Here is an 18,492-nt window from a genome sequence, read left to right on the forward strand (position 1 = left end):
CTCCTGCTCGTCGGTCGTCCTCATACCGTCAACCCGCCGTCCACCGCGATCACTTGCCCGGACACGTAGGACGCCGGGGGAGAGCACAGGAAGCCCACCACCGAGGCGATCTCGTCGACGCGGCCCGCCCGGCCGAGCGGTGTGCGGTCGAGCACGCCGTCCCGCGCCTTGGCGGACAGGCCGTGGTAGGCGGGTGTGTCGGCGATCAGCCCGGGGGCCACGCAGTTGCAGGTGATCCCGTACCGGCCGTACTCCCTCGCGGTCGTCCAGGCCAGTCCGTGCAGGCCGGACTTGCTTGCCGCGTACGCCGCCTGGCCGGGCTGACCACGCAGTCCCGCCACCGACGAGACGAGGACGATCCGCCCGCCCCCGTGCCGCGTCATGGCCCTCACCCCGGCCTGGAGGCAGCGGAACGCGCCGCTCAGATTGACCGCGATCTGGTCGTCCCACTCGTCCTCGGCCACGTTCAGGACCAACCGGTCGCGGTGGACCCCGGCGTTGACCACCAGCGCGTCGAGCCGGCCGAACTCCTCCACGACCCGCCCGACCACGTGCTCGCCGCTGTGCGGGCGGGACAGGTCGGCGGTCACGGCGAGTGCCTCCGCGCCCGCCGCGCGCAGATCGTCGACCACGGCCACCGCGGCTTCCTCGTTGCGGTGCGCGTGCACGCCCACGGCGTATCCCGCCAGGGCCAGGGAGTGGGCGATCGCCCGGCCCAGGGGGCCGGACCCGCCGGTCACCAGGGCCACCTGCGCGCTCATGGCGCCGCTTCCTCGCGTACGGGGAAGCAGGTGCTCTCGATCTGCGCGAACCGGGCGCGCAGCCGGGCGGACGCGCCGGGGTCGGCCGGTCCCTCCCGGCCGCCCGCGGCGACCAGGGCCTCGCGCAGCCGGTCGAGCGCGGTGCGCAGCGGGCGGCCCAGCTCCAGGACGCGCGGATACACCGCGAGCGGGTCCGGCTTCTCGTGCGCCGCGATCAGCGCGATCCCGAGGCGCTTGGCGTGGACCCGGGCGTCGAGCGCGGCCGTCCGTACGGCGGCCAACTCCGGGGGCAGGGCGAGCGGTTCGCCGGGGGCGGGGGCCACGGCGAGCGCGTTGGCGTAGATGAAGAGCTGGGGCTGGATGTCGCCGAGGACCAGGACGTGCAGGGCTCTGGCACTCACCGCGCCCAGGCCGGTCCCGGTGAGTTCGTCGAGGAGGGTGCCGAGGGCGTCCGCGCCCACCGAGAGCAGTGCGGTGTCTCGGTGCAGCCGCTCGGCGAAGTACTCCCGCGGGTCCCGGTGATCCGGCGCGTCGGTGACGGTGACCGTGCCCACCCAGGTGAACAGGGCTTTGAGCGCGGGCGTCAGCCTCCAGCGCCGGCGAAAGCCGTCGGCCGGGTCGGCGTCGGTGTCCAGGACGGTCATGACGCTGTCCCGCGACGACCAGTCCACCGCGAGGACCGCGTGGTCGTGGAAGTGGAAGCGGCCCTCGTACACGTCGCCGGGAAGGTGGAAGCGGTCCGGCAGCACCATCACCGGCTCGCCCGCGCCGAGGCGCTCCAGGACGAACGGCACGTTGCGGCCGCCGTCGTCGAACTCGGTGCGGTAGTCCACCCGGCAGCCGTCGAAGTCCTTCGCCAGGTCGCGGCCGACCGGGTCGAGGGGGCCGTTGAGCGCGCGGGCGACCGCGAGCGGGTCGAGGCCCCGGAAGTGCAGGACGGATTCGACGCAGCGCAGTACGCAGTTGAGCCCGTCCAGCGCGCGGTCCTGCCACCCCAGCGCCCCCAGCTGATCGAACCGCGGGGTCATCGTGGCGGTCACCGCAGCTCTCGCCCGGCGGTCCGCGCGCGGGCGACCAGGGTGTCGGCCAGGTGCCCCAGGTTGTCGAAGGCCGTGCCGTCGGTCTCCTCGCCGCTGTAGGGCACACCCCACTTCTCCTCGAAGCGGGAGAGGACCACGATCAGGTCGAGCGAGTCCATCCCGATCTCGTCGAGCGTGGTGGTCTCGCTGAGCTGGTCGGGCAGATGGGGGCGTTCCGCGAGTACGGTCGTGATGAGCTCCATGACGTGCTCGCGGTCGATCGGCTGTGCGTCGGCACCGTTGGTCATGTCCTTCTCTTCCTGTTGCCGTTGGGTGTCTCGATGGGTCGGGTGCGAAGTGGCCCTGGTTGACGGTGTGTCAGGCGCCGTCCTCGATCAGCAGACCCCGGCGGATCTTTCCGCTGCCCGTCCGGGGCAACTGGTCGACCCGGCGGATCACCGAGGGGACCTTGACCGTCATGAGGAGTTCGCCCGCCCGGCGGCGCAGCGCCGCCGCGTCGAACTCGTCGGCGCGGGCCTCGACGAACGCCCACACCTGGCTCTCGCCGGAGGGCCCCGGCCGCCCCACCACGGCGCAGTCGTTGACCCCGGGCAGGGCGCGCAGGACGGTCTCCACTTCGAGGGGGGAGACCTTGTTCCCGCCGATGTTGATGATGAGGTCGCTGCGGCCGGTGAGCCGGAGCCCGCCGTCGTCGAGCACCCCGAGGTCGCCGGTGGCGACCCAGCCCTCGTCGTCGGCGAGCGGCACGGGGTGCCCCTCCTCCATCCGTACGGGGGACAGGCCGGGGAAGCACGCCACCACAGGCCCGGGCTCGTCCCCGCCCGCCTTGAGTTTGACGCCGGGCAGCGGGTGTCCGACGCTGCCGCCGCCTCCGGCCGGGTGGAGGGTGAGCTGGCCGAGTTCGGAGTTGCCGTAGTGGTCGTACACGGTGATGCCCGCGTCGTGCCAGGCGGTGACCGCCTGGGCCGGGAGGGCCTCGCCCGCGCTGACGCACCGCTGCCAGGAGCCCGCGTGCGGCACGCCGCCCCGGCCCCACCAGTCCAGGATCAGCGGAACGCTCTGCAGGACGGTGGGCCGGTGGCGCTCGGCGAGGGCCGCGGCCCGAGCCGGGGTGAGCGGCCCGGACGGTATGACCTGGCAGGCCCCGGCCGACAGGGCGGCCAGGGTGCCCGCCTCGATGGCGTAACTGTGGCCGAGCGGGCTGGTGGTGAGCACGACGTCGTCGGCGTCGATGCCGAGCCCGCGCGCGAAGGTGGCCGAGTTGTGCAGGGTGCCGGACCACTCGCGGGAGATCACCTTGGGGCGGCCGCTGGTGCCCGAGCTCGTCACCGCGAAGGCCGGGTCGCCTCGGCCGCGCCGGGGCGGCCGCAGCCGGGTCACCCCCATGGCGTCGATGCCCAGTTCGGCGCCGAAGTCGGTGAGCGCGGCCGAGCGTTCCGCCTCGCCCGCGCGCTCCTGGAGTACGAGCACGGCGGCGTGCAGGGAGGTCGCGGCGGCGAAGTCGACCACCGAGTCCAGTGACGACGTCAGGGTGATGCCGGTCCGGGTGCCCGGCCCGACACCCGTCGATCTCAACTCCCGTACCCGGACGGTGACGTCGCGCTCCAGCTCCGCGTACGTCACCGAGCGCCGCTGGTCCACCAGGGCGAGGCGGTCGCCCCGTCCGGCGCGGCGGTGCCCGGCGAGGACGTCCACCAGTGTGTCGTCCACGGTCATCCCTCCTTGTGCGCGGTGCAGCGGTAGCCGTGCCGCCGCCCGGCCACGGCCACCGTCGTCGTGGCGGGCGCGCCGTCGTCGGTGAGCACGGCGGCCAGCTCGGCCAGGGGAGCGGTCGCGCGGATGTCGGCCGCCCGCTCCAACGGGGGCGGACACGTCTGGACGGGGCCGAGCCGGGCCAGCACGCGGGCGCCCCGCTCACGGGCCCGGGCGGCCGTCTCCAGGACCAGGAAGGCGGCCCAGCCGGTCACCGGGTCGCTGCCCCGGGCGCGGGCGGCGGCCGGGCTGAGCATCTCGTACGCGCCGCACAGCACCGGGCCGTCGTCGGCGAGCCGGAGCCTGCGCTGCCCGAGGGCGAGGGCCTGGAGCCCCGCTCCCGGGCCGAGGACGGTGGCGCAGTAGCCGCGCAGCCGGTGACGGAGACAGATCAGCGACGTCACGCCGTGCGCGTTGAAGTACAGGAACGACTCGGGTGCCAGCGACGAGCGGGCGCCCGCGTCGAGCCGGGCGCGCATGGTCTCGGCCACGTGCCCCGCCCCGTACACCGAGCCGATGACGCAGGCGGTGTCGCCGGGGTCCGTACCGCCCGCCCCGGCGAGCGCGTGGCCCGCCAACTCCGCAATGCGCTCGGGCAGTTCCCGCGTCCACTTGTTGACGTCCTGCCAGCCGTCGGCGCCCGCCGTGTGCGCGTCCCACAGCTCCGCCGTGTCGACCTCTCCCGAGGCCACGGCGGTGATCACGACCGAGTCGTCCATCAGGGCCTCCGGAAGATGAGTGCGGTGTTCATCCCGCCCAGACCGCAGGACACGCTGAGCGCGGTCCGCAGGTCCGGCAGCTGCCGTGGGCCGTCCTCCAGGACCAGGTCCAGGTCGGCGCAGATCGGGTCGACCGGCTCGGCGCCCCAGGTCGGGGTGACCGCGCCGTGCGCCAGCGACAGCACGCAGGCCATGGCCTCCACCGCGCCCGCGCCGCCCTGGAGGTGCCACAGGACGCCCTTGACACTGTTGACCGGAATCGAGGACAGCCGGGGGCCGAACACCGCGCGCAGCGCCTCGATCTCGGCGGTGTCGCCGCGCCGGGTGCCCGGCCCGTGGGTGTTGACGAAGTCGATGTCCTCGGGGGCGAGGCCCGCGTCGGCCAGGGCGAGCCGTACGGCCAGCTCGATGCCGTCGGCTCCGGGGGCGGCGAGGTGGCCGGTGGCGTTGGTCAGCCCGCAGCCGGCCAGGACGGCCAGCGGTGCGGGGGCGTCCGGCCCGGCGTCGTCGAACGGTTCGAGCCGGAGCACCGCGGCTCCCTCGGACACGCCGATGCCGCGCCGCTCGGTGCTGAAGGGCCGGCAGCCCTCCGGGCCGAGCGTGCGCAGTGAGTTGAGGCCCAGGAAGGCCATGTCGGTCACGGCGTCGGCGCCGCCGACCACGGCCACCGGCGCCTCGCCGAGGGCCACCAGGTCGCGGGCGACCGCGATGGCAGCGGCGCCCGAGGCGGAGGCGTTGGCGATGGTCAGCGCCTCGCCGCCGAGTCCGGTCCGCTCCGCGCAGGCCCCGGCCAGGTCGCCGGTGAAGTGCCCGGGCCGGGGCGGGACCACCCCGGGGTCGGTGGTGCCCAGGACGAGGGCGACGCGCTCACGGTCGACGCCGTCGAGGGCTTCCCGTACGGCGGTCTCGGCGAGGTCGAGGGCCCGCCAGACGCCGTCCCCGCCGGTGTGTCCCGGGACTTGGCCCGCAGCTCCCAGGGTGGCCCCGGTGGCGTCGAAACCCGTGAGGGGCGGATGGTGGGCCCTGCCGGTGGCCAGTGCCTCCCACAGTGCGGATACGCCGACCCCGCCCGGGCCGCACACACCGAGACCGGTGACGGCGACCGTGGCGCGTGTGCCGCTCATCGGCGCTCTCCCCGGGTCAGTGCGGTGGCGAGCGAGCTGATGCTCGCCGATTCGAGGACGGCGTCGTCCGGCAGCGCCACGCCCAGTTCCTGTTCCAACTGGCCGACCACCGAGATGAGTTGCACCGAGTCGACTCCGGCGGGCGCCAGCGGCTCGGTGTCGCTCAGCCAGGGCAGACTCGGCTCCTCCTCCTGCAACTGGTACGCGAGTTTGGCCCGTACGCGGGCCCGCATCGCCTGCTGGGTGTCCACCACGCTCACGCCACCTTCGCCGCGGCGCGGAACGCCTCGTCGCAGGCCGCCAGGGTGTGGTCGAGGTCGGCGTCGGTGGTGGCGGCGCAGATGAACCAGTGGTGGGTCGGGTGCAGCAGCACGCCGCGGCGGGTGGTGTTGGTGAAGAACGTGTCCTGCATGAGGCGCGCGCGGGCCGGGTCGGGGTGGGAGAAGGTGAGGAACGGCATCTGCGGCACACCGCGCACCTGGGCCGGGACCCCGTGGCGGCGTATGAGCTCGTTGAGGCCGCTCTGGAGGCGGACGCCGAGCCGGCGCACCTTCTCCAGGACTGTCCCGTCCGCGAGTTGGTCCATCGTTGCCACCGCCGCGGCCATCGCCACGGTGTTGGAGTAGAACGTGGACGAGATGTGGGTCCGGCCGACCATCGCCATCACCTCGGCCCGGCCGGTCAGCGCCGACACCGCCCAACCGTTCGCCATCGCCTTGCTGAAGGTGGCCAGGTCCGCCTGTACGCCGAACAGCTCCTGCGCGCCGCCGAGGGCCACCCGGAAGCCGGAGCGCATCTCGTCGAAGACCACCAGCGCGCCGTGCTCGTGCGCCAGGTCGACCGCGCCCTGGAGGAACCCGGGCTCGGGGCTGTCGAGTTCGAACGGCATCAGCAGCAGGCAGGCCACCTGGCCGGGGTGGGCGCGGAAGACCTCCCGCAGGCTGTCGAGGTCGTTGTACCGGAAGGTGTCGACCTGGGTGCGCACCGTGTCGGGGATCCCGCCGGGGCGCTGCGCGGCCCAGTCGTGCCACCCGTTGTAGCCCCAGCGCACGACACGGTCGCGCTCGGTGTACGCGCGGGCCAGGCGGACCGCCGCGCTGGTGGCGTCCGACCCGGTCTTGAGCAGGAACACCCGCTCGGCTCCGGGGATGATCTGCACCAGCCGCTCGGCGAGCTCGATCTGCGTCCGCTTGCGGAGCGTGATCGAGAAGCCCTCCTCGATCTCCCGGAGCGCGGCCTCGGTCACCACCGGGTCCGCGTGCCCGAGGATGATCGTGCCGTACGCCAGGATGTAGTCGAGGTACTCGTTGCCGTCGGCGTCCCAGATGCGGGCGCCCTTGGCCCGCTCGCCGTAGACGGGGTAGGCGCCGTCCACCAGCCGGTCGCGCTCGATCACGTAGTCCTTCTCGGACAGTGTCGCGTCGACGAGGCGGCCGCGGGCGAGCAACTTCATGGAATTGTCGAGCCGGAGCGCTTCGGAAACGTCGGTCACGGCGTGGTCCCCTCTGTAGCTTGACGTCCTTCGTTCGCCTTGTCCGCCCGCCCTGCCGGTACGGGACGGGGGTGCGCCGTCACCGCGCGGCCCGGGCCGACCGGGTGCCGCGGACGAGCTTGCCGGGCAGTGCGCCGGTCGCCTCGCCGTCGCGGAAGGTGATCTCGCCCGCGACCACCGTCGCCGCGTAGCCGTCCGCCTTCTGGATCAGCCGTCCGCCGCCCGCGGGGAGGTCGTGGACGAACTCGGGGGAGCGCAGGCTGAGCCGGTCGAGGTCGATGACGTTGATGTCGGCCCGGTAGCCGGGGCGCAGCAGCCCCCGGTCGCGCAGCCCGTACAGCCGCGCGGGCTCCGAGGTCTGCTTCCTGACGACGTACTCCAGCGGGAGCCGCGCTCCCCGGCTGCGGTCGCGGGCCCAGTGCGTCAGCATCGACGTGGGTGTGCTGGCGTCGCAGATGAGCCTGCAGTGCGCGCCGGCGTCGCTGAGGCCGAGGACCGCCTGGGGGTGCAGCAGCATCTCGCGGATCGGGTCGAGCGTGTACTCGGTGTACCCGAGCAGCGGCCGGAAGATCATGCCGCTGGTCTCCTCGGAGGTGAGGAAGTCGTAGATCAGCGCCTCCGGGTTCTGCCCGGTGCGCTGGGCGAGGGCGTGGAAGGACCGGTCGGCCGCGGGCTCGTAGTCCGGTGCGGTCGCGTCCATCGGGAAGTGCCGCTCGTAGCCCTGCGGGAACAGCGCGGAGCGGGGGTCGGCGTTCTCCGGCTGCTCGGCGAGGATCCGCTCGCGCAGCGCGGGATCGCGCATCGCCACCCGGCGCTCGTGCGCGGGCAGATGGGCGATCTTCTTGTACGAGGGCCGTTTGTGGAAGGGGTGGGTGGAGTCGAGGCTGATGATGACGCTGAACGGGCGTCCGGCCACCTGCGGGTGCAGGTCGGCCCCGTCCGCCACCGCGTCCTCGGCGATCTGCAGCAACTCCCGCCAGCCGTCGGGGTCGTTGTCGTTCTGGAACAGCCCGAAGGTGACCGGGCGCCCGACCGCCGCCGACAGCCGGCGCATCCACTTGATCTCGCCGAGCGGGTCGTCGACCTTCTCGCCGCCCGCCCCCAGCGGCACCAGCTGGAACACCCCGGTCCCGGCCTCGCCGAGCACACCGCCGAGCGCGAACAGCTCGTCCTCGGCGGCGAAGGTGCCGGGCACCGGTGCGCCCGTGATGGCGAGATGGGTGAGGGTGCGCGAGGTGGAGAACCCGATGGCGCCCGCGTCAAGACCCTCGCGCACCAGCGCGCACATCCGGCGCAGGTCGTCCTCGGTGGGCGGCTCGTTGTCGGCGCCCCGCTCACCCATCACATACGCGCGCAGGGCGCCGTGCGGGACCTGCGCCGCCACGTCGAGCACCCGGGGTACGCGCTCCACGGCGTCGAGGTACTCGGGGAAGGTCTCCCACTCCCAGGTGATGCCCTCGGAGAGCGATGCGCCGGGGATGTCCTCGACGCCCTCCATCAGACCGATGAGCCAGTCGTGGCGGTCGGGCCGGGCGGGCGCGAAACCCACCCCGCAGTTGCCCATGACCACCGAGGTGACCCCGTGCCAGCTGCTCGGGGTGAGCTGGGGGTCCCAGCTGACCTGCCCGTCGAAGTGGGTGTGGATGTCGACGAAGCCGGGGGTGACCAGGTGGCCCTCGGCGTCGATCTCGGTGCGGCCCCGGTCGGTGACCCGCCCGACCTTGGTGATCACACCGTGGTCCACGGCGACGTCCGCGATGCGTGCGGGAATGCCGGATCCATCGCACACGGAGCCGTTTCGGATGATCAGGTCATGCATGGTGATGCGGACTCCTCGTGTCGGGTGAGTGCCACAGGCCCGCCGGTGCGAAGAGCAGGTTCTGGTACTCGTAGTGCTTCTGCGGCCGGTGGGGCACGGGGGTTCCGCCGCGCAGCTCCCACGGCTCGTACTCCGCGGCCGTCAGGGTGTCGACCAGCTCCCGGCTGGAGGGTGCGCCGGCCACGTCGAGGTCGCCCACCTCAAGGGAGATGACGGGCCGCTGTCCGGAGAGCAGGTCGCGCATGCCGGTCAGGACGTGCGCCTCCGCGCTCTCGGTGTCGATCTTGATGAAGTCGACGTCGATGCCTTCGGCGCGTACGTAGTCGTCCAGGCCGATGGCCTGCACGGTGAAGGGCTCGGAGGGGATCCGCGACCGGACGGCGTCGGGCAGCCGTGCCTCGAAGGCGGAGTTGTAGGCGCTGTAGCCGAGGCCGTGGTCGAAGAAGACGAGTTCCTCCTTCTTGGACCAGGCCGCCGCGGCCACCACCGACGCGTTGGGCAGGCGGGCGGCGTTCATCCGCAGCACCGAGAGCGTCGAGGGGGTCGGCTCGAAAGCGATCACCGTGCCGTCGGGGCCGACCAGGTCGCTCGCCCACATCGTGTAGTAGCCGATGTGGGCGCCGACGTCGAGCACGGTCGAGCCGGGGCGCAGATGGGAGAGGAGGAACGCGGTGAGGTCGTAGTCCACGAAGCCGTACCGGTGGAGGGAGATGGACACTTCCTCGGGGAGCGCGATGGACATCTCCCGGCCCCAGAAGGTCTTCGCGGTGGAAGGCGCGCCCTCGCCGCGGTGGCGTCGCGCGCGCAGTGCGCGGGTGGTCGGATACGTGGTCCTGACGGGGTGGCGCAGGCGCTGGGCGAGCCCGTGGATACCGGTCGTGCGCGAGCTCCGGTCGAGCGCGGTGCGCCAGGCGGTGCGGTCGGGTGGGGTCACAGACGGCTCCGAGTCTGCTCGTGATGGGCCCGGGAATCCGCGAAGGGGAGGGCGTTCGACGGTTCTCGGCCGTTCGCCCCGAGCCGGGCGAGCTCGGCGTCCACCATGATCTGGGCCAGCCGCTCCACCGAGGTGCGCGCGCTCCAGCCCAGTGCCGTACGCGCCTTGGAGGCGTCCCCGATCAGCGAATCGACCTCGGTGGGGCGCAGATACGCCTCGTCGTGCCGCACGTGGCTCTGCCAGTCGAGGCCGACGTGGGAGAAGCAGTGCTCGGCGAACTCCCGCACGGTGGAGCCGACTCCGGTGGCCAGTACGTAGTCGTCCGGCTCGTCGCGCTGCAGCATGCGCCACATGCCCTCGACGTACTCGGGGGCGTATCCCCAGTCGCGGACGGCGTCGATGTTGCCGAGGTAGAGGTGTTTCTCCAGCCCGCTCTTGATGCGCGCCGCCGCTCGGGCGATCTTGCGGGTCACGAACGTCTCGCCGCGCCGGGGCGACTCGTGGTTGAAGAGGATGCCGTTGACCGCGAACAGCCCGTACGCCTCACGGTAGTTGCGCGTCATCCAGTAGCTGTACACCTTGGCCGCGCCGTACGGGCTGCGCGGGTGGAAGGCGGTGTGCTCGTCCTGCGGCGGCGGGGTCGCTCCGAACATCTCCGAGGACGAGGCCTGGTAGTAACGGATGTCCCGCGCCGACATGAGGATGGCTTCGAGCAGGCGGGTGGTGCCGATCCCGGTGATGTTGCCGGTGTTCTCCGGCTCGTCGAAGCTCACCCGTACATGGGACTGCGCGGCCAGGTGGTAGACCTCGTCCGGCCGGATGCGTGCCAGCAGGGTCACCAGCCGGCTCGCGTCGCTGACGTCGCCGTAGTGCAGGATCAGCCGCCGCCCGGCGTCGTGCGGATCGCGGTAGATGTGGTCGAGCCGGCGTGTGTTGAAGGTCGAGCTGCGACGGACTATGCCGTGGACTTCGTAGCCCTTGTCCAACAGGAGGTCGGCGAGATAGGAGCCGTCCTGGCCGGTGATTCCGGTGATCAGCGCGCGCTTCACGCCGATTCGCTCCGGAGCGGGGGTGTGCTTCCGGAAGTCATCTGTATCAACCGTCCCTTTCCAGAGGCTCCAGGGTGTGACGAGGTTCCAGAGGCACGAACCTGGGGTTGAACCGTTCGTGTACGTACACCCGGCCCGCGCTGCCGCAGTCGATGATGTATTCCTTGCTCACGCACGCGGGCGAGCTGCCGCCGATCGGCCAGGTGTCCCGTGACACGGCGATCGGTTCGCGCTTCAGCGCCAGCCCCACCTTCTTCAGGTAGGGGCCCAGGAGTTCGTCCGGCGGGGGGACGAGGCGGTCGCTCTCACGACCGGCGATGACCACCCGGTTCACGCTGATGACTTCGTCGTCGGGGGTGAGGATCCTGGTCTGGCGGTCGACCACCAGGGCGTCGGGGGCGGCGCCGAGGATCTGGCACCCGATACGCCGGACGTGCGCGGCGGGCACCTGTTGCTGGTGGTCGATCCGTACGCTCAGCCGCTCGCCGACCAGGGCGTCGAGCAGCAGGGTCGTCGATCCGTCCGCGTAGACGAGCATTCTCGTCTGCGGCGGAGCCGAAGAGAATTGATTCAGCCGTTCTTTCATATCACGACCGTTCCACGCCGTAAGGCGGACCAGAAAACGTGAATCGCGCTGCCGATTTCTTCGATGATCATGTGCCGAAAGGCTAAGAGCCAAGGAAGTTGGGGGTCAAGCGGTGTTCGACTGCACAAAGTTGTGCAGTCGAACACCTGGAACGCCAACTCCTGGAACACCTACGAAAGGCCGGGGCCGGGCCTTTGTTCTACCGCTGCTCCAGCTCCGTCGCGAACTCTTCTAGATTGGCCATGCATACGCGCATGGCCCGCGCCGCGATCGCGGAGCAGTGCTCGGGGACGCTGTTCACTATGACAGTGTGGTTCTTGCTGACGGCCGCGGTCAGCCGCAGCCACTGCACCAGCATGCGGCCCGTGTCGGTGTGCCGCACGGACGGGTCGCGGGCCAGCAGTTCCAGATGGCGCAGCTGCTCCGGGCCGGAGCCCGGTCCTTCCACCGGGGAGAGGGCCGGCGGCTGCCGCGCCTGGGGGTCCGGGGAACTTCGCTGGAGCGTCGCGCGCCGGCGTACGTCCTGGGCGGTCGAAGGGGAGATGTTCGCCGCCCGTGCGATCTCCCGCAAAGAGGCGTGGGGGTTCTCCTGGAGATACTCTTCGGCAATCCTTCGGTTCTCCTTGGGGTTTACGGGTCGTGCGCGCCCGTCCACGCCGATGCGCGACGTGCCGGGCCTGGTGGGGGGAAGTTGCTGCCGAATTCTGGCGACGGTCTGCTGGGCGAGACCGGTGAACTTCGACAGCGCTCGGTCGGACATCGTCGGAAAGGCCTCGATAATCCTCTCCGCGGCGGCTCTTCGGTCCTCCCGGGTCAGGGGAAGACCGTGTTTCGTATTCGACTGGACGGCGAACAGAAACGCTTCGTTGTCGCTTCCGGTGAAGTAGCGGGCCCGGATGGTGGTGTCGCCGCGCTCGGCCCTGGCCCGCAGACGGTGCATCCCGTCGATCACCCGCATGGATTGCTGGTGCACGATGATCGGTTGCGGTTCGTCGTCCAGCTCCGCGATCAGCCGCACGTGCTCCGTGCTCTCCCCGTTGAGGCGAGGGGAATCGGCGGGGAGCAGCGATCCGATGGGCAGGGAGACACAGTGCTCACTGATGTACCGCTGGAGCGGAAGGAAGTGATCGGCGCGGTCCTCGTTCGCTAAGTCAGGAACTGTCGACATGATCCCCCATGCGTTGGTGACGTTGGTGAGAGTGTCATTTCGGCCATGGTCGGCGCCGGTGGCCGCCTTCCGGCGTGGTGGGACCGGGTGCCCTCGCACCGGTGCATGCCACGCCCGCGAGGGCGACCCGTGGAGGCAGTGGAGACCACTGAGCTCCCCTTTCGCATCGGTGAGTACTGCATTCAACTTTCGCGAGGGCGTAGAGGAGTCGCAAGTTCCGATTCGGACAGTCCTGATCATCAGGGCAACCGGATTATTTTCGGCCGGGGGTACGGACCAGAGCGGACCAGAACGGACCAGAGTCGTCCGGGGCTGTTCGGAACAGGGAACTGGACAACGGCCAAGGAGAGTTAATGTCTTTGCGGGACGCGCCAGACGCACTAGGTGGCGGAGCACGGCCTCCGTTCGACTCGAAGGGACGAGCCATGCCTCAAGCCCCCATCCGGACCGCGGTCGGCATAGTCGGCGCGGGCCCGGCCGGGCTCATGCTCTCGCACCTGCTCGCTCGCGCGGGGATCGACTCGGTGGTGGTCGACCACCGCACGCGCGCCGAGATCGAGGCCACCAGCCGCGCGGGCATGCTGGAGGCCGACAACGTCCGCCTGCTGACCGACTCCGGGGTGTCCGACCGGGTGCGCCGCGACGGCCGCCCGCACGACGGAATCGAGCTGCGCTTCGGCGGCGAGAGCCACCGCGTGGACTTCCGGACACTGGTCGGGGAGAGCGTGTGGCTCTACCCGCAGACCGATGTGTTTCTCGACCTCGCCGACGCCCGCGAACGCGACGGGGGAGACGTGCGCTTCGGCGTCTCGGACACCCGGGTGGTCGACCTGGCCGGCGAGCGCCCCGGCATCCTGTTCACCGACGCCGACGGAGTGGCGCGGGAGATACGCTGCGACATCCTGGTCGGTGCCGACGGGTCGCGCGGGGTGTGCCGATCCGCGGTGCCCGAGGCGGCGCGCACGCACTTCTTCCGCGAGTACCCGTACGCCTGGTTCGGCGTCCTCGTCGAGGCCCCGCCCAGCGCCCCCGAGCTCGTCTACACCCACTCCGAGCGCGGTTTCGCCCTGATCAGCCAGCGCACGGAGTCCGTCCAGCGCATGTACTTCCAGTGCGATCCGGACGAGGACCCGGCGGCATGGTCGGACGACCGGATCTGGGCGGAACTGCAGGCACGGGTGCGCGGCGCGGACGGCTTCAGCCTCAAGGAGGGCCCGGTCACCGACCGCTCGGTCCTGCGCTTCCGCAGCTTCGTGTGCGAGCCCATGCGCTACGGCAACATGCTGCTGGCCGGCGACGCCGCCCACACCGTCCCGCCCACCGGCGCCAAGGGCCTCAACCTGGCCCTGGCCGATGTGCGATTGCTCGCCGAGGCCGTGGAGACCGCACTGACCAAGCGCGACCGCAGCGCCCTCGACGAGTACGGCCCCCGCGCCCTGCGCCGCGTCTGGCGCGCCCAGCACTTCTCGTACTGGATGACCACCATGCTCCACCGCGCCCCCGGCACCACCGACTTCGACGTACGCCGCCAACTCGGTGAACTGGCGGCGGTGGTGGACTCCACGGCGGGCTCGACGTATCTCGCGGAGGCGTACACGGGGTGGTGCGAGAGTCGGCCGGTCGGCCGGTTCACCGCCCCGGTCGGCGGGCGCGGAGTGCAGGATGCGTGGCAATAGCAAGAACCAAGAGGCGCACCGTTGTTACACACGAATCCTAACGCGAGCTGCGGCTGCGCGGTGCGAAGTGCCTCGTCGCCTTCCGGGCGAAGAAGGGGAGCCTGGACGCCAGGATCACACTGGTTCGGGCCCGTGAGGGGGAGGGGGCAGGGGAGGAGTAGGCGGTTGACGGTCTTCCTGTGTGACGGCTGACCGGACCGCCGACTCCGCCAGGTTGACGGAAAGTCGACTTTGGCCCGGCGCGACGCCTCCGTAGATTCGTGGGGCGCTTCTGTCCGCAGTACCGCAGCAGGTTCTTCATCCTTCGCGTCGGCCGCGAGGGGGCAAGGGGACCAAGCCGGGATGAGTGACCGCGAGATCGTTGTGATGACGGATCACAGCTCGATGGAGGGCAGTCGTGCCGCTCTGGCCGCCGCGGTCGAGCTCCTGACGGGACGGCCGCCGGTGCTGGTCGACGCGCGGCACTTCCTGACCGGCGGACCCGGCCGGACGCACGTCGCGGACTCCGTGGTCCGCCTGGAGGTGCCGTCCGAGGGCCTGCTGGTCACCCCGTCGGCCGTGCTCGTCTACGAGGTCCAGCCGCCCGAGCGCCGCCGCTTCGAGCCGTTCCAGCGGCTGTTGCAGCGGTACGCGACGGTCTCGCTCGGGACGGACGCGAGCGCGTGGCGGGCGGCCACCGACAAGAACATCACGATGGCGCGGTTCGCGCTCCACGGCATTCCGCACATGGAGACCGTCACGCTGACGCGGCCGAGCGTGGACGCGGCCGCCACGGCGTTCGACAGGCTCGGCCGCAACGTCTGGGCCCGGCCCGCTCTGGGAACCTGCGGCAACGACGTCCTGCACATCACCACGTTCGAGCAGCTCTTCCAGGCGCTCGCCCGTTACGCCGACGCGGAGCAGGACTGGCTGATCTCGCGGGACGCGGAGAACTTCAACTCCGCCGGGCAGCGCCACCAGTTCCGCGTGTCGGTGCTGGACGGGCGCGCGGTGCAGGCGTGCGAACACGTCCAGGCGCGTCCCGACGCGCCCTGCAACGAGGCCCAGGGTGCGGCCTGCACCCCCCTGCCGGTGGACGACCTGCCCGTGGACCTGTGCGAGCTGGCGGTCGCCGCCACCAAGTCCGTGGGGCTGCGCTTCGGCGGCGTCGACCTCGCCGTCGAGAACGGCGGTGTGGTGTTCGAGGTCAACGTCCACCCGATGCTCGGCTCGGCGCACCCGGCGGAGTCGGTAGCGGTCCCGTACGTGGAGGCGCACCTGGCCATGCTGTGACCGGGCGGCGCGGTGCCGTCGCCCGGCAGCAGACACATCCGTACGCCATGGACAGACACCGACAGACACCGACAGTGCCGCACGGGCCCTTCAGGGCCGCCACCCATTGACCTGTGGAGGATCACTCATGGCAGCAACCGGCCCTGCGGCACCGGACGTCGACGCGATCTACTTCGACGGTGACATCGTCACCGTCGACGACGCCAGGCCCACCGCCGAGGCAGTGGCGGTCAAGGACGGCCGGATCGCGGCCGTCGGCCGCCTCGTGGATGTCCTGCCGCTGGCGGGCCCCGATACGGAGACGGTGGACCTCGGCGGGCGGACCCTGCTGCCCGGCTTCGTCGACGCGCACAGCCATGTGTCGCTGATCGGGTTCCAGGCGGGTGCGGCCAACCTGCTGCCTCCGCCCGACGGGCCGGTCGGCGATCTCGCCGCGCTGCGACGGGAGCTGGAGGCGTGGGCGGCGAGCGAGAGCGGCGGCCGGTGGGAGTGGATCGTGGGCTTCGGCTACGACGACGCCCAGCTGGCGGGCCGGGAGCACCCCACCCGCGACGACCTGGACGAGGTGTCGAGGGACCGGCCCGTGCTGGTCATCCACCAGTCCAGCCATCTGGGCGCCGTCAACAGCAAAGGGCTCGAACTCCTCGGCTTCGACGCGGACTCGCCGGACCCGGAGGGCGGAGTCATCCGCCGGCGGCCCGACAGCACCGAGCCCAACGGTGTCCTGGAGGAGTCCGCCTTCTTCCACGCCTGGGGGTGGTCGTCGAAGGACTTCGACGACGAGGAGCGGATACGGCTGGTCCTGCTCGGCCAGCGGGCGATGGCGGCCTACGGCTTCACCACCGCGCAGGACGGGCGGGTGATGTCCCTCAAGGACCTGGAGGTCCTCGAATCCGCGGCCGCGCGGGGGCTGCTGGACATCGACGTGGTGGCCTACCCCGACGTCTCGCTGGCCGAGCATCTGAAGGGCACGGACGTGTCGGTGCCCGAGTACCGGGGGCGGCTGCGCATCGGCGGGGTGAAGGTCGGCCTCGACGGCTCGCCGCAGGGGCGGACGGCCTGGCTGACCCGGCCGTATCTGACTCCGCCGGGGGACGACCCGAAATACCGGGGCTATCCGGCGATGACGGACGCCGCGGTGACGGAGGCGGTCGGTGGCGCGTACGCCAAGGGCTGGCAGGTGCTCGCGCACGTCAACGGCGATGCCGCGATCGACCAGTTCATCATGGCGCTGCGGCAGGCCACCACCCGCCACCGGCCCACCGACCCGCGCCCGGTGGCGGTCCACGCCCAGACCGCCCGGGAGGACCAGCTCGACGCGATGAAGGAGCTGGGCGTCATCCCGTCGTTCTTCTCCATGCACACGTTCTACTGGGGCGACTGGTACCGCGAGACCGTCCTGGGCGAGGAGCGCGCGGCGCGCATCTCGCCCGCCGCCTCGGCCCTTCGGCGCGGCATGGTCTACACCTCGCACCACGACGGCCCGGTGGCGCTCCCCAGCTCCTTGGCGATCCTGTCGAGCCAGGTCACCCGGACCACCCGCAGCGGTCACGTCCTGGGCGAGGACCAGCGGGTGGCACCGCTCGACGCGGTCAGGGCGACCACCCTCCACGCCGCCCACCAGTACTTCGAGGAGGCCACGAAGGGCTCGATCGCGGTGGGCAAGCTGGCCGACTTCGTGGTGCTGAGTGCCAACCCGCTCACGGTCCGCCCCGAGGAGATCAAGGACATCCGGGTGCTCCGGACCATCAAGGAGGGCAGGACGGTCTATACGCGACAGCGCTGAACCACCGCGCGGAACAGGTCAGTTGGTGATCGTGACGCAGGGCAGGCCCACGCTGTCGCCGCCGCGGAAGCCCTCCGCGCAGAGCCGGGTGCCCGCCGGGAAGTGGCGCTGGGGGTATGCCTGGTCCCGGTAGGTCCGGAACGCGGCGACGTCCTCCACCTTGGTGTTGGCGCTCCAGCCGTTGGTGGTCCAGACGCGCGCGCTGATGCGGTGCGGCTGGTTGGTGTTGATCACCGACACCTCGACCCGGCCCAGATAGGTGCCGATGTCGTACGTCTGGATGCAGACGGAGTTGTTGCACCACTTGCCATCCGCGGCGGCGGGCGGCCCGGCGGCGATGACACAGCCGAGAGCCGCGGCAGCGGTTCCGATTCCCGCGACGATCTTCTTGGTGATGGTGTGCACGGTGAGCGACCTCACGCATTCGTCTTGATCCGGCGATGGGCCGGGCACTCGGCCCGGCCCTGACCAACGCGGGAAAGGATCACGAGTTACGCGCGGGGGGCCGTCGTCATGCGCGGCGTCCGCCGTCGTCGGCGTCGCGCCCGGCCGATCTGCCTACGCCTCGGGCGGTACCCAGTAGTTGTGCACCTGGGAGATCTTAGGCTCGGGGCCCTGGGGCAGGTTGGCCTCGGCAGCCAGCGGCATCACGACGTCCATGAACTTGCGCATGGCCTGCTCGGACTCCCACAGGTCGGAGATCTGCAGGCCCCCGCCCACCGGGACGCAGATGTGCGCCAGACAGCCCTCGAAGGGGTTGCCCGGCAGGGCCTGGAGTTTGGCGTTGAGGGCGTCGTACTGGTCCGTCGTCACACCGGGCAGCTCGGCCTGCATCAGAATCGCCATCGGGTTCTCCTCCGCGGAACGGGTTTCCTGCCTCCCCACCGCCACGATGGCGGTCCGTACCCAGGGCCAGCAGAGCACGCCCGTCTCTCATGGGCATCCCGCCCGGCGCCGTACGAGTGGCCTGTCCTGCGGGGATAGCGGTGCGTGATCGTTCCGGATGCGGTGGGCACGCGGCGCTGATTCGCTGGTGGCGTCCGCTCCCCCCAGATCTCAGGAGTGATCATGAGCATTGCAGACGAGTCCGGCGGCCGTTCCCGGCAGATGCGCCAGAAGGCGGAGCAGCTGGAGCAGGCCGCCGAGCGCGCCAACGACCCCGCAGAGCGTGAGCGGCTGAAGGAGAAGGCGCGTCGGCTGCAGGAGGAGAGCAAGCAGGCGAACCAGACCGGCAGCGGCGGCATCGACCCCATGTGACGCTCCCCGCGAGGCATCAGGCCGGCCGGTGGGCACCACTCCCGTGAACGCGGGAGC

At 71.4% G+C, this 18,492-nt stretch carries 19 protein-coding genes; 4 read left to right on the top strand and 15 right to left on the bottom strand.

Going from position 1 to position 18,492, the window contains the following annotated elements; translation table 11 throughout:
- Positions 1-20 precede the first annotated feature (20 nt).
- From fabG to OG965_RS35980, 13 genes are all read right to left on the bottom strand, one after another.
- Positions 21-761, bottom strand: coding sequence for a 3-oxoacyl-ACP reductase FabG (fabG, locus tag OG965_RS35920; protein ID WP_371656251.1), 741 nt, complete (start codon positions 759-761; stop codon positions 21-23).
- Positions 758-1,801: a hypothetical protein gene (locus OG965_RS35925; RefSeq protein ID WP_371656252.1), complete on the bottom strand. Its 1,044-nt coding sequence runs from the start codon at positions 1,799-1,801 to the stop codon at positions 758-760. Before OG965_RS35925 ends, fabG begins: the two co-directional genes overlap by 4 nt.
- Positions 1,798-2,088: an acyl carrier protein gene (locus OG965_RS35930; protein WP_266986571.1), complete on the bottom strand. Its 291-nt coding sequence runs from the start codon at positions 2,086-2,088 to the stop codon at positions 1,798-1,800. The genes OG965_RS35925 and OG965_RS35930 overlap by 4 nt, the downstream gene beginning before the upstream one ends.
- Before the next feature lie 70 nt (positions 2,089-2,158).
- Positions 2,159-3,517, bottom strand: coding sequence for a class I adenylate-forming enzyme family protein (locus OG965_RS35935; protein ID WP_371656253.1), 1,359 nt, complete (start codon positions 3,515-3,517; stop codon positions 2,159-2,161).
- On the bottom strand, positions 3,514-4,272 hold the full coding sequence (locus OG965_RS35940) for a 3-oxoacyl-ACP synthase (protein WP_371656254.1): 759 nt from the start codon (positions 4,270-4,272) through the stop codon (positions 3,514-3,516). Before OG965_RS35940 ends, OG965_RS35935 begins: the two co-directional genes overlap by 4 nt.
- Positions 4,272-5,396 (bottom strand): beta-ketoacyl synthase N-terminal-like domain-containing protein, encoded by a 1,125-nt coding sequence (locus OG965_RS35945; RefSeq protein ID WP_371656255.1) that lies wholly within the window; start codon positions 5,394-5,396, stop codon positions 4,272-4,274. The genes OG965_RS35940 and OG965_RS35945 overlap by 1 nt, the downstream gene beginning before the upstream one ends.
- Positions 5,393-5,656, bottom strand: a complete 264-nt coding sequence (locus tag OG965_RS35950; protein ID WP_371656256.1) for an acyl carrier protein — start codon at positions 5,654-5,656, stop codon at positions 5,393-5,395. The genes OG965_RS35945 and OG965_RS35950 overlap by 4 nt, the downstream gene beginning before the upstream one ends.
- The gene (locus tag OG965_RS35955) at positions 5,653-6,888 is read right to left on the bottom strand and encodes an aspartate aminotransferase family protein (RefSeq protein ID WP_371656257.1); all 1,236 of its coding nucleotides are present in this window, start codon (positions 6,886-6,888) and stop codon (positions 5,653-5,655) included. The genes OG965_RS35950 and OG965_RS35955 overlap by 4 nt, the downstream gene beginning before the upstream one ends.
- Positions 6,889-6,967: 79 nt before the next feature.
- Positions 6,968-8,707, bottom strand: a complete 1,740-nt coding sequence (locus OG965_RS35960; RefSeq protein ID WP_371656258.1) for an amidohydrolase family protein — start codon at positions 8,705-8,707, stop codon at positions 6,968-6,970.
- A complete protein-coding gene (locus OG965_RS35965) occupies positions 8,700-9,641 on the bottom strand; it encodes an FkbM family methyltransferase (protein ID WP_371656259.1) in 942 nt (313 codons plus the stop codon). The genes OG965_RS35960 and OG965_RS35965 overlap by 8 nt, the downstream gene beginning before the upstream one ends.
- The gene (gmd, locus tag OG965_RS35970; RefSeq protein WP_371656260.1) at positions 9,638-10,690 is read right to left on the bottom strand and encodes a GDP-mannose 4,6-dehydratase; all 1,053 of its coding nucleotides are present in this window, start codon (positions 10,688-10,690) and stop codon (positions 9,638-9,640) included. The genes OG965_RS35965 and gmd overlap by 4 nt, the downstream gene beginning before the upstream one ends.
- 46 nt (positions 10,691-10,736) lie before the next feature.
- Complete coding sequence (locus tag OG965_RS35975; RefSeq protein WP_371656261.1) at positions 10,737-11,276, bottom strand: hypothetical protein; 540 nt, start codon at positions 11,274-11,276, stop codon at positions 10,737-10,739.
- 199 nt (positions 11,277-11,475) lie between these two features.
- The gene (locus OG965_RS35980; protein ID WP_371656262.1) at positions 11,476-12,444 is read right to left on the bottom strand and encodes a winged helix-turn-helix transcriptional regulator; all 969 of its coding nucleotides are present in this window, start codon (positions 12,442-12,444) and stop codon (positions 11,476-11,478) included.
- Between the two features lie 425 nt (positions 12,445-12,869).
- Between OG965_RS35980 and OG965_RS35985 the strand changes: the two genes are divergently transcribed.
- From OG965_RS35985 to OG965_RS35995, 3 genes are all read left to right on the top strand, one after another.
- Complete coding sequence (locus tag OG965_RS35985) at positions 12,870-14,120, top strand: 4-hydroxybenzoate 3-monooxygenase (protein ID WP_371656263.1); 1,251 nt, start codon at positions 12,870-12,872, stop codon at positions 14,118-14,120.
- Positions 14,121-14,462: 342 nt separating this feature from the next.
- Complete coding sequence (locus OG965_RS35990) at positions 14,463-15,392, top strand: RimK family alpha-L-glutamate ligase (protein ID WP_371656264.1); 930 nt, start codon at positions 14,463-14,465, stop codon at positions 15,390-15,392.
- A gap of 127 nt (positions 15,393-15,519) precedes the next feature.
- Complete coding sequence (locus OG965_RS35995) at positions 15,520-17,178, top strand: amidohydrolase (protein ID WP_371656265.1); 1,659 nt, start codon at positions 15,520-15,522, stop codon at positions 17,176-17,178.
- 18 nt (positions 17,179-17,196) lie between these two features.
- Here the strand turns inward: OG965_RS35995 and OG965_RS36000 are convergent, their stop codons facing one another.
- A complete protein-coding gene (locus OG965_RS36000) occupies positions 17,197-17,598 on the bottom strand; it encodes a hypothetical protein (protein ID WP_371656266.1) in 402 nt (133 codons plus the stop codon).
- Positions 17,599-17,736: 138 nt separating this feature from the next.
- Positions 17,737-18,024, bottom strand: a complete 288-nt coding sequence (locus OG965_RS36005; protein WP_371656267.1) for a hypothetical protein — start codon at positions 18,022-18,024, stop codon at positions 17,737-17,739.
- Positions 18,025-18,246: 222 nt separating this feature from the next.
- On the opposite strand from OG965_RS36005, the gene OG965_RS36010 reads away from it, so the two are divergent.
- Entirely contained in the window at positions 18,247-18,435 is a 189-nt protein-coding gene (locus OG965_RS36010) for a DUF6381 family protein (RefSeq protein ID WP_371656268.1), read from the top strand.
- Positions 18,436-18,492: the final 57 nt, after the last annotated feature.

The sequence above is a fragment of the Streptomyces sp. NBC_00224 genome (assembly GCF_041435195.1).
GTDB lineage: Bacteria > Actinomycetota > Actinomycetes > Streptomycetales > Streptomycetaceae > Streptomyces.

Bases quoted from the DNA above. Each gene is read 5' to 3' on its own strand.
- OG965_RS35945 (WP_371656255.1), bottom strand. From the start codon at position 5,396: ATGAGCGGCACACGCGCCACGGTCGCCGTCACCGGTCTCGGTGTGTGC.
- OG965_RS35985 (WP_371656263.1), top strand. From the start codon at position 12,870: ATGCCTCAAGCCCCCATCCGGACCGCGGTCGGCATAGTCGGCGCGGGC.
- OG965_RS35975 (WP_371656261.1), bottom strand. From the start codon at position 11,276: ATGAAAGAACGGCTGAATCAATTCTCTTCGGCTCCGCCGCAGACGAGA.
- OG965_RS35990 (WP_371656264.1), top strand. From the start codon at position 14,463: ATGAGTGACCGCGAGATCGTTGTGATGACGGATCACAGCTCGATGGAG.
- OG965_RS35935 (WP_371656253.1), bottom strand. From the start codon at position 3,517: ATGACCGTGGACGACACACTGGTGGACGTCCTCGCCGGGCACCGCCGC.
- OG965_RS36005 (WP_371656267.1), bottom strand. From the start codon at position 18,024: ATGGCGATTCTGATGCAGGCCGAGCTGCCCGGTGTGACGACGGACCAG.
- OG965_RS35980 (WP_371656262.1), bottom strand. From the start codon at position 12,444: ATGTCGACAGTTCCTGACTTAGCGAACGAGGACCGCGCCGATCACTTC.
- OG965_RS35930 (WP_266986571.1), bottom strand. From the start codon at position 2,088: ATGACCAACGGTGCCGACGCACAGCCGATCGACCGCGAGCACGTCATG.
- OG965_RS36010 (WP_371656268.1), top strand. From the start codon at position 18,247: ATGAGCATTGCAGACGAGTCCGGCGGCCGTTCCCGGCAGATGCGCCAG.
- OG965_RS35960 (WP_371656258.1), bottom strand. From the start codon at position 8,707: ATGCATGACCTGATCATCCGAAACGGCTCCGTGTGCGATGGATCCGGC.
- fabG (WP_371656251.1), bottom strand. From the start codon at position 761: ATGAGCGCGCAGGTGGCCCTGGTGACCGGCGGGTCCGGCCCCCTGGGC.
- OG965_RS35995 (WP_371656265.1), top strand. From the start codon at position 15,520: ATGGCAGCAACCGGCCCTGCGGCACCGGACGTCGACGCGATCTACTTC.
- OG965_RS35940 (WP_371656254.1), bottom strand. From the start codon at position 4,272: ATGGACGACTCGGTCGTGATCACCGCCGTGGCCTCGGGAGAGGTCGAC.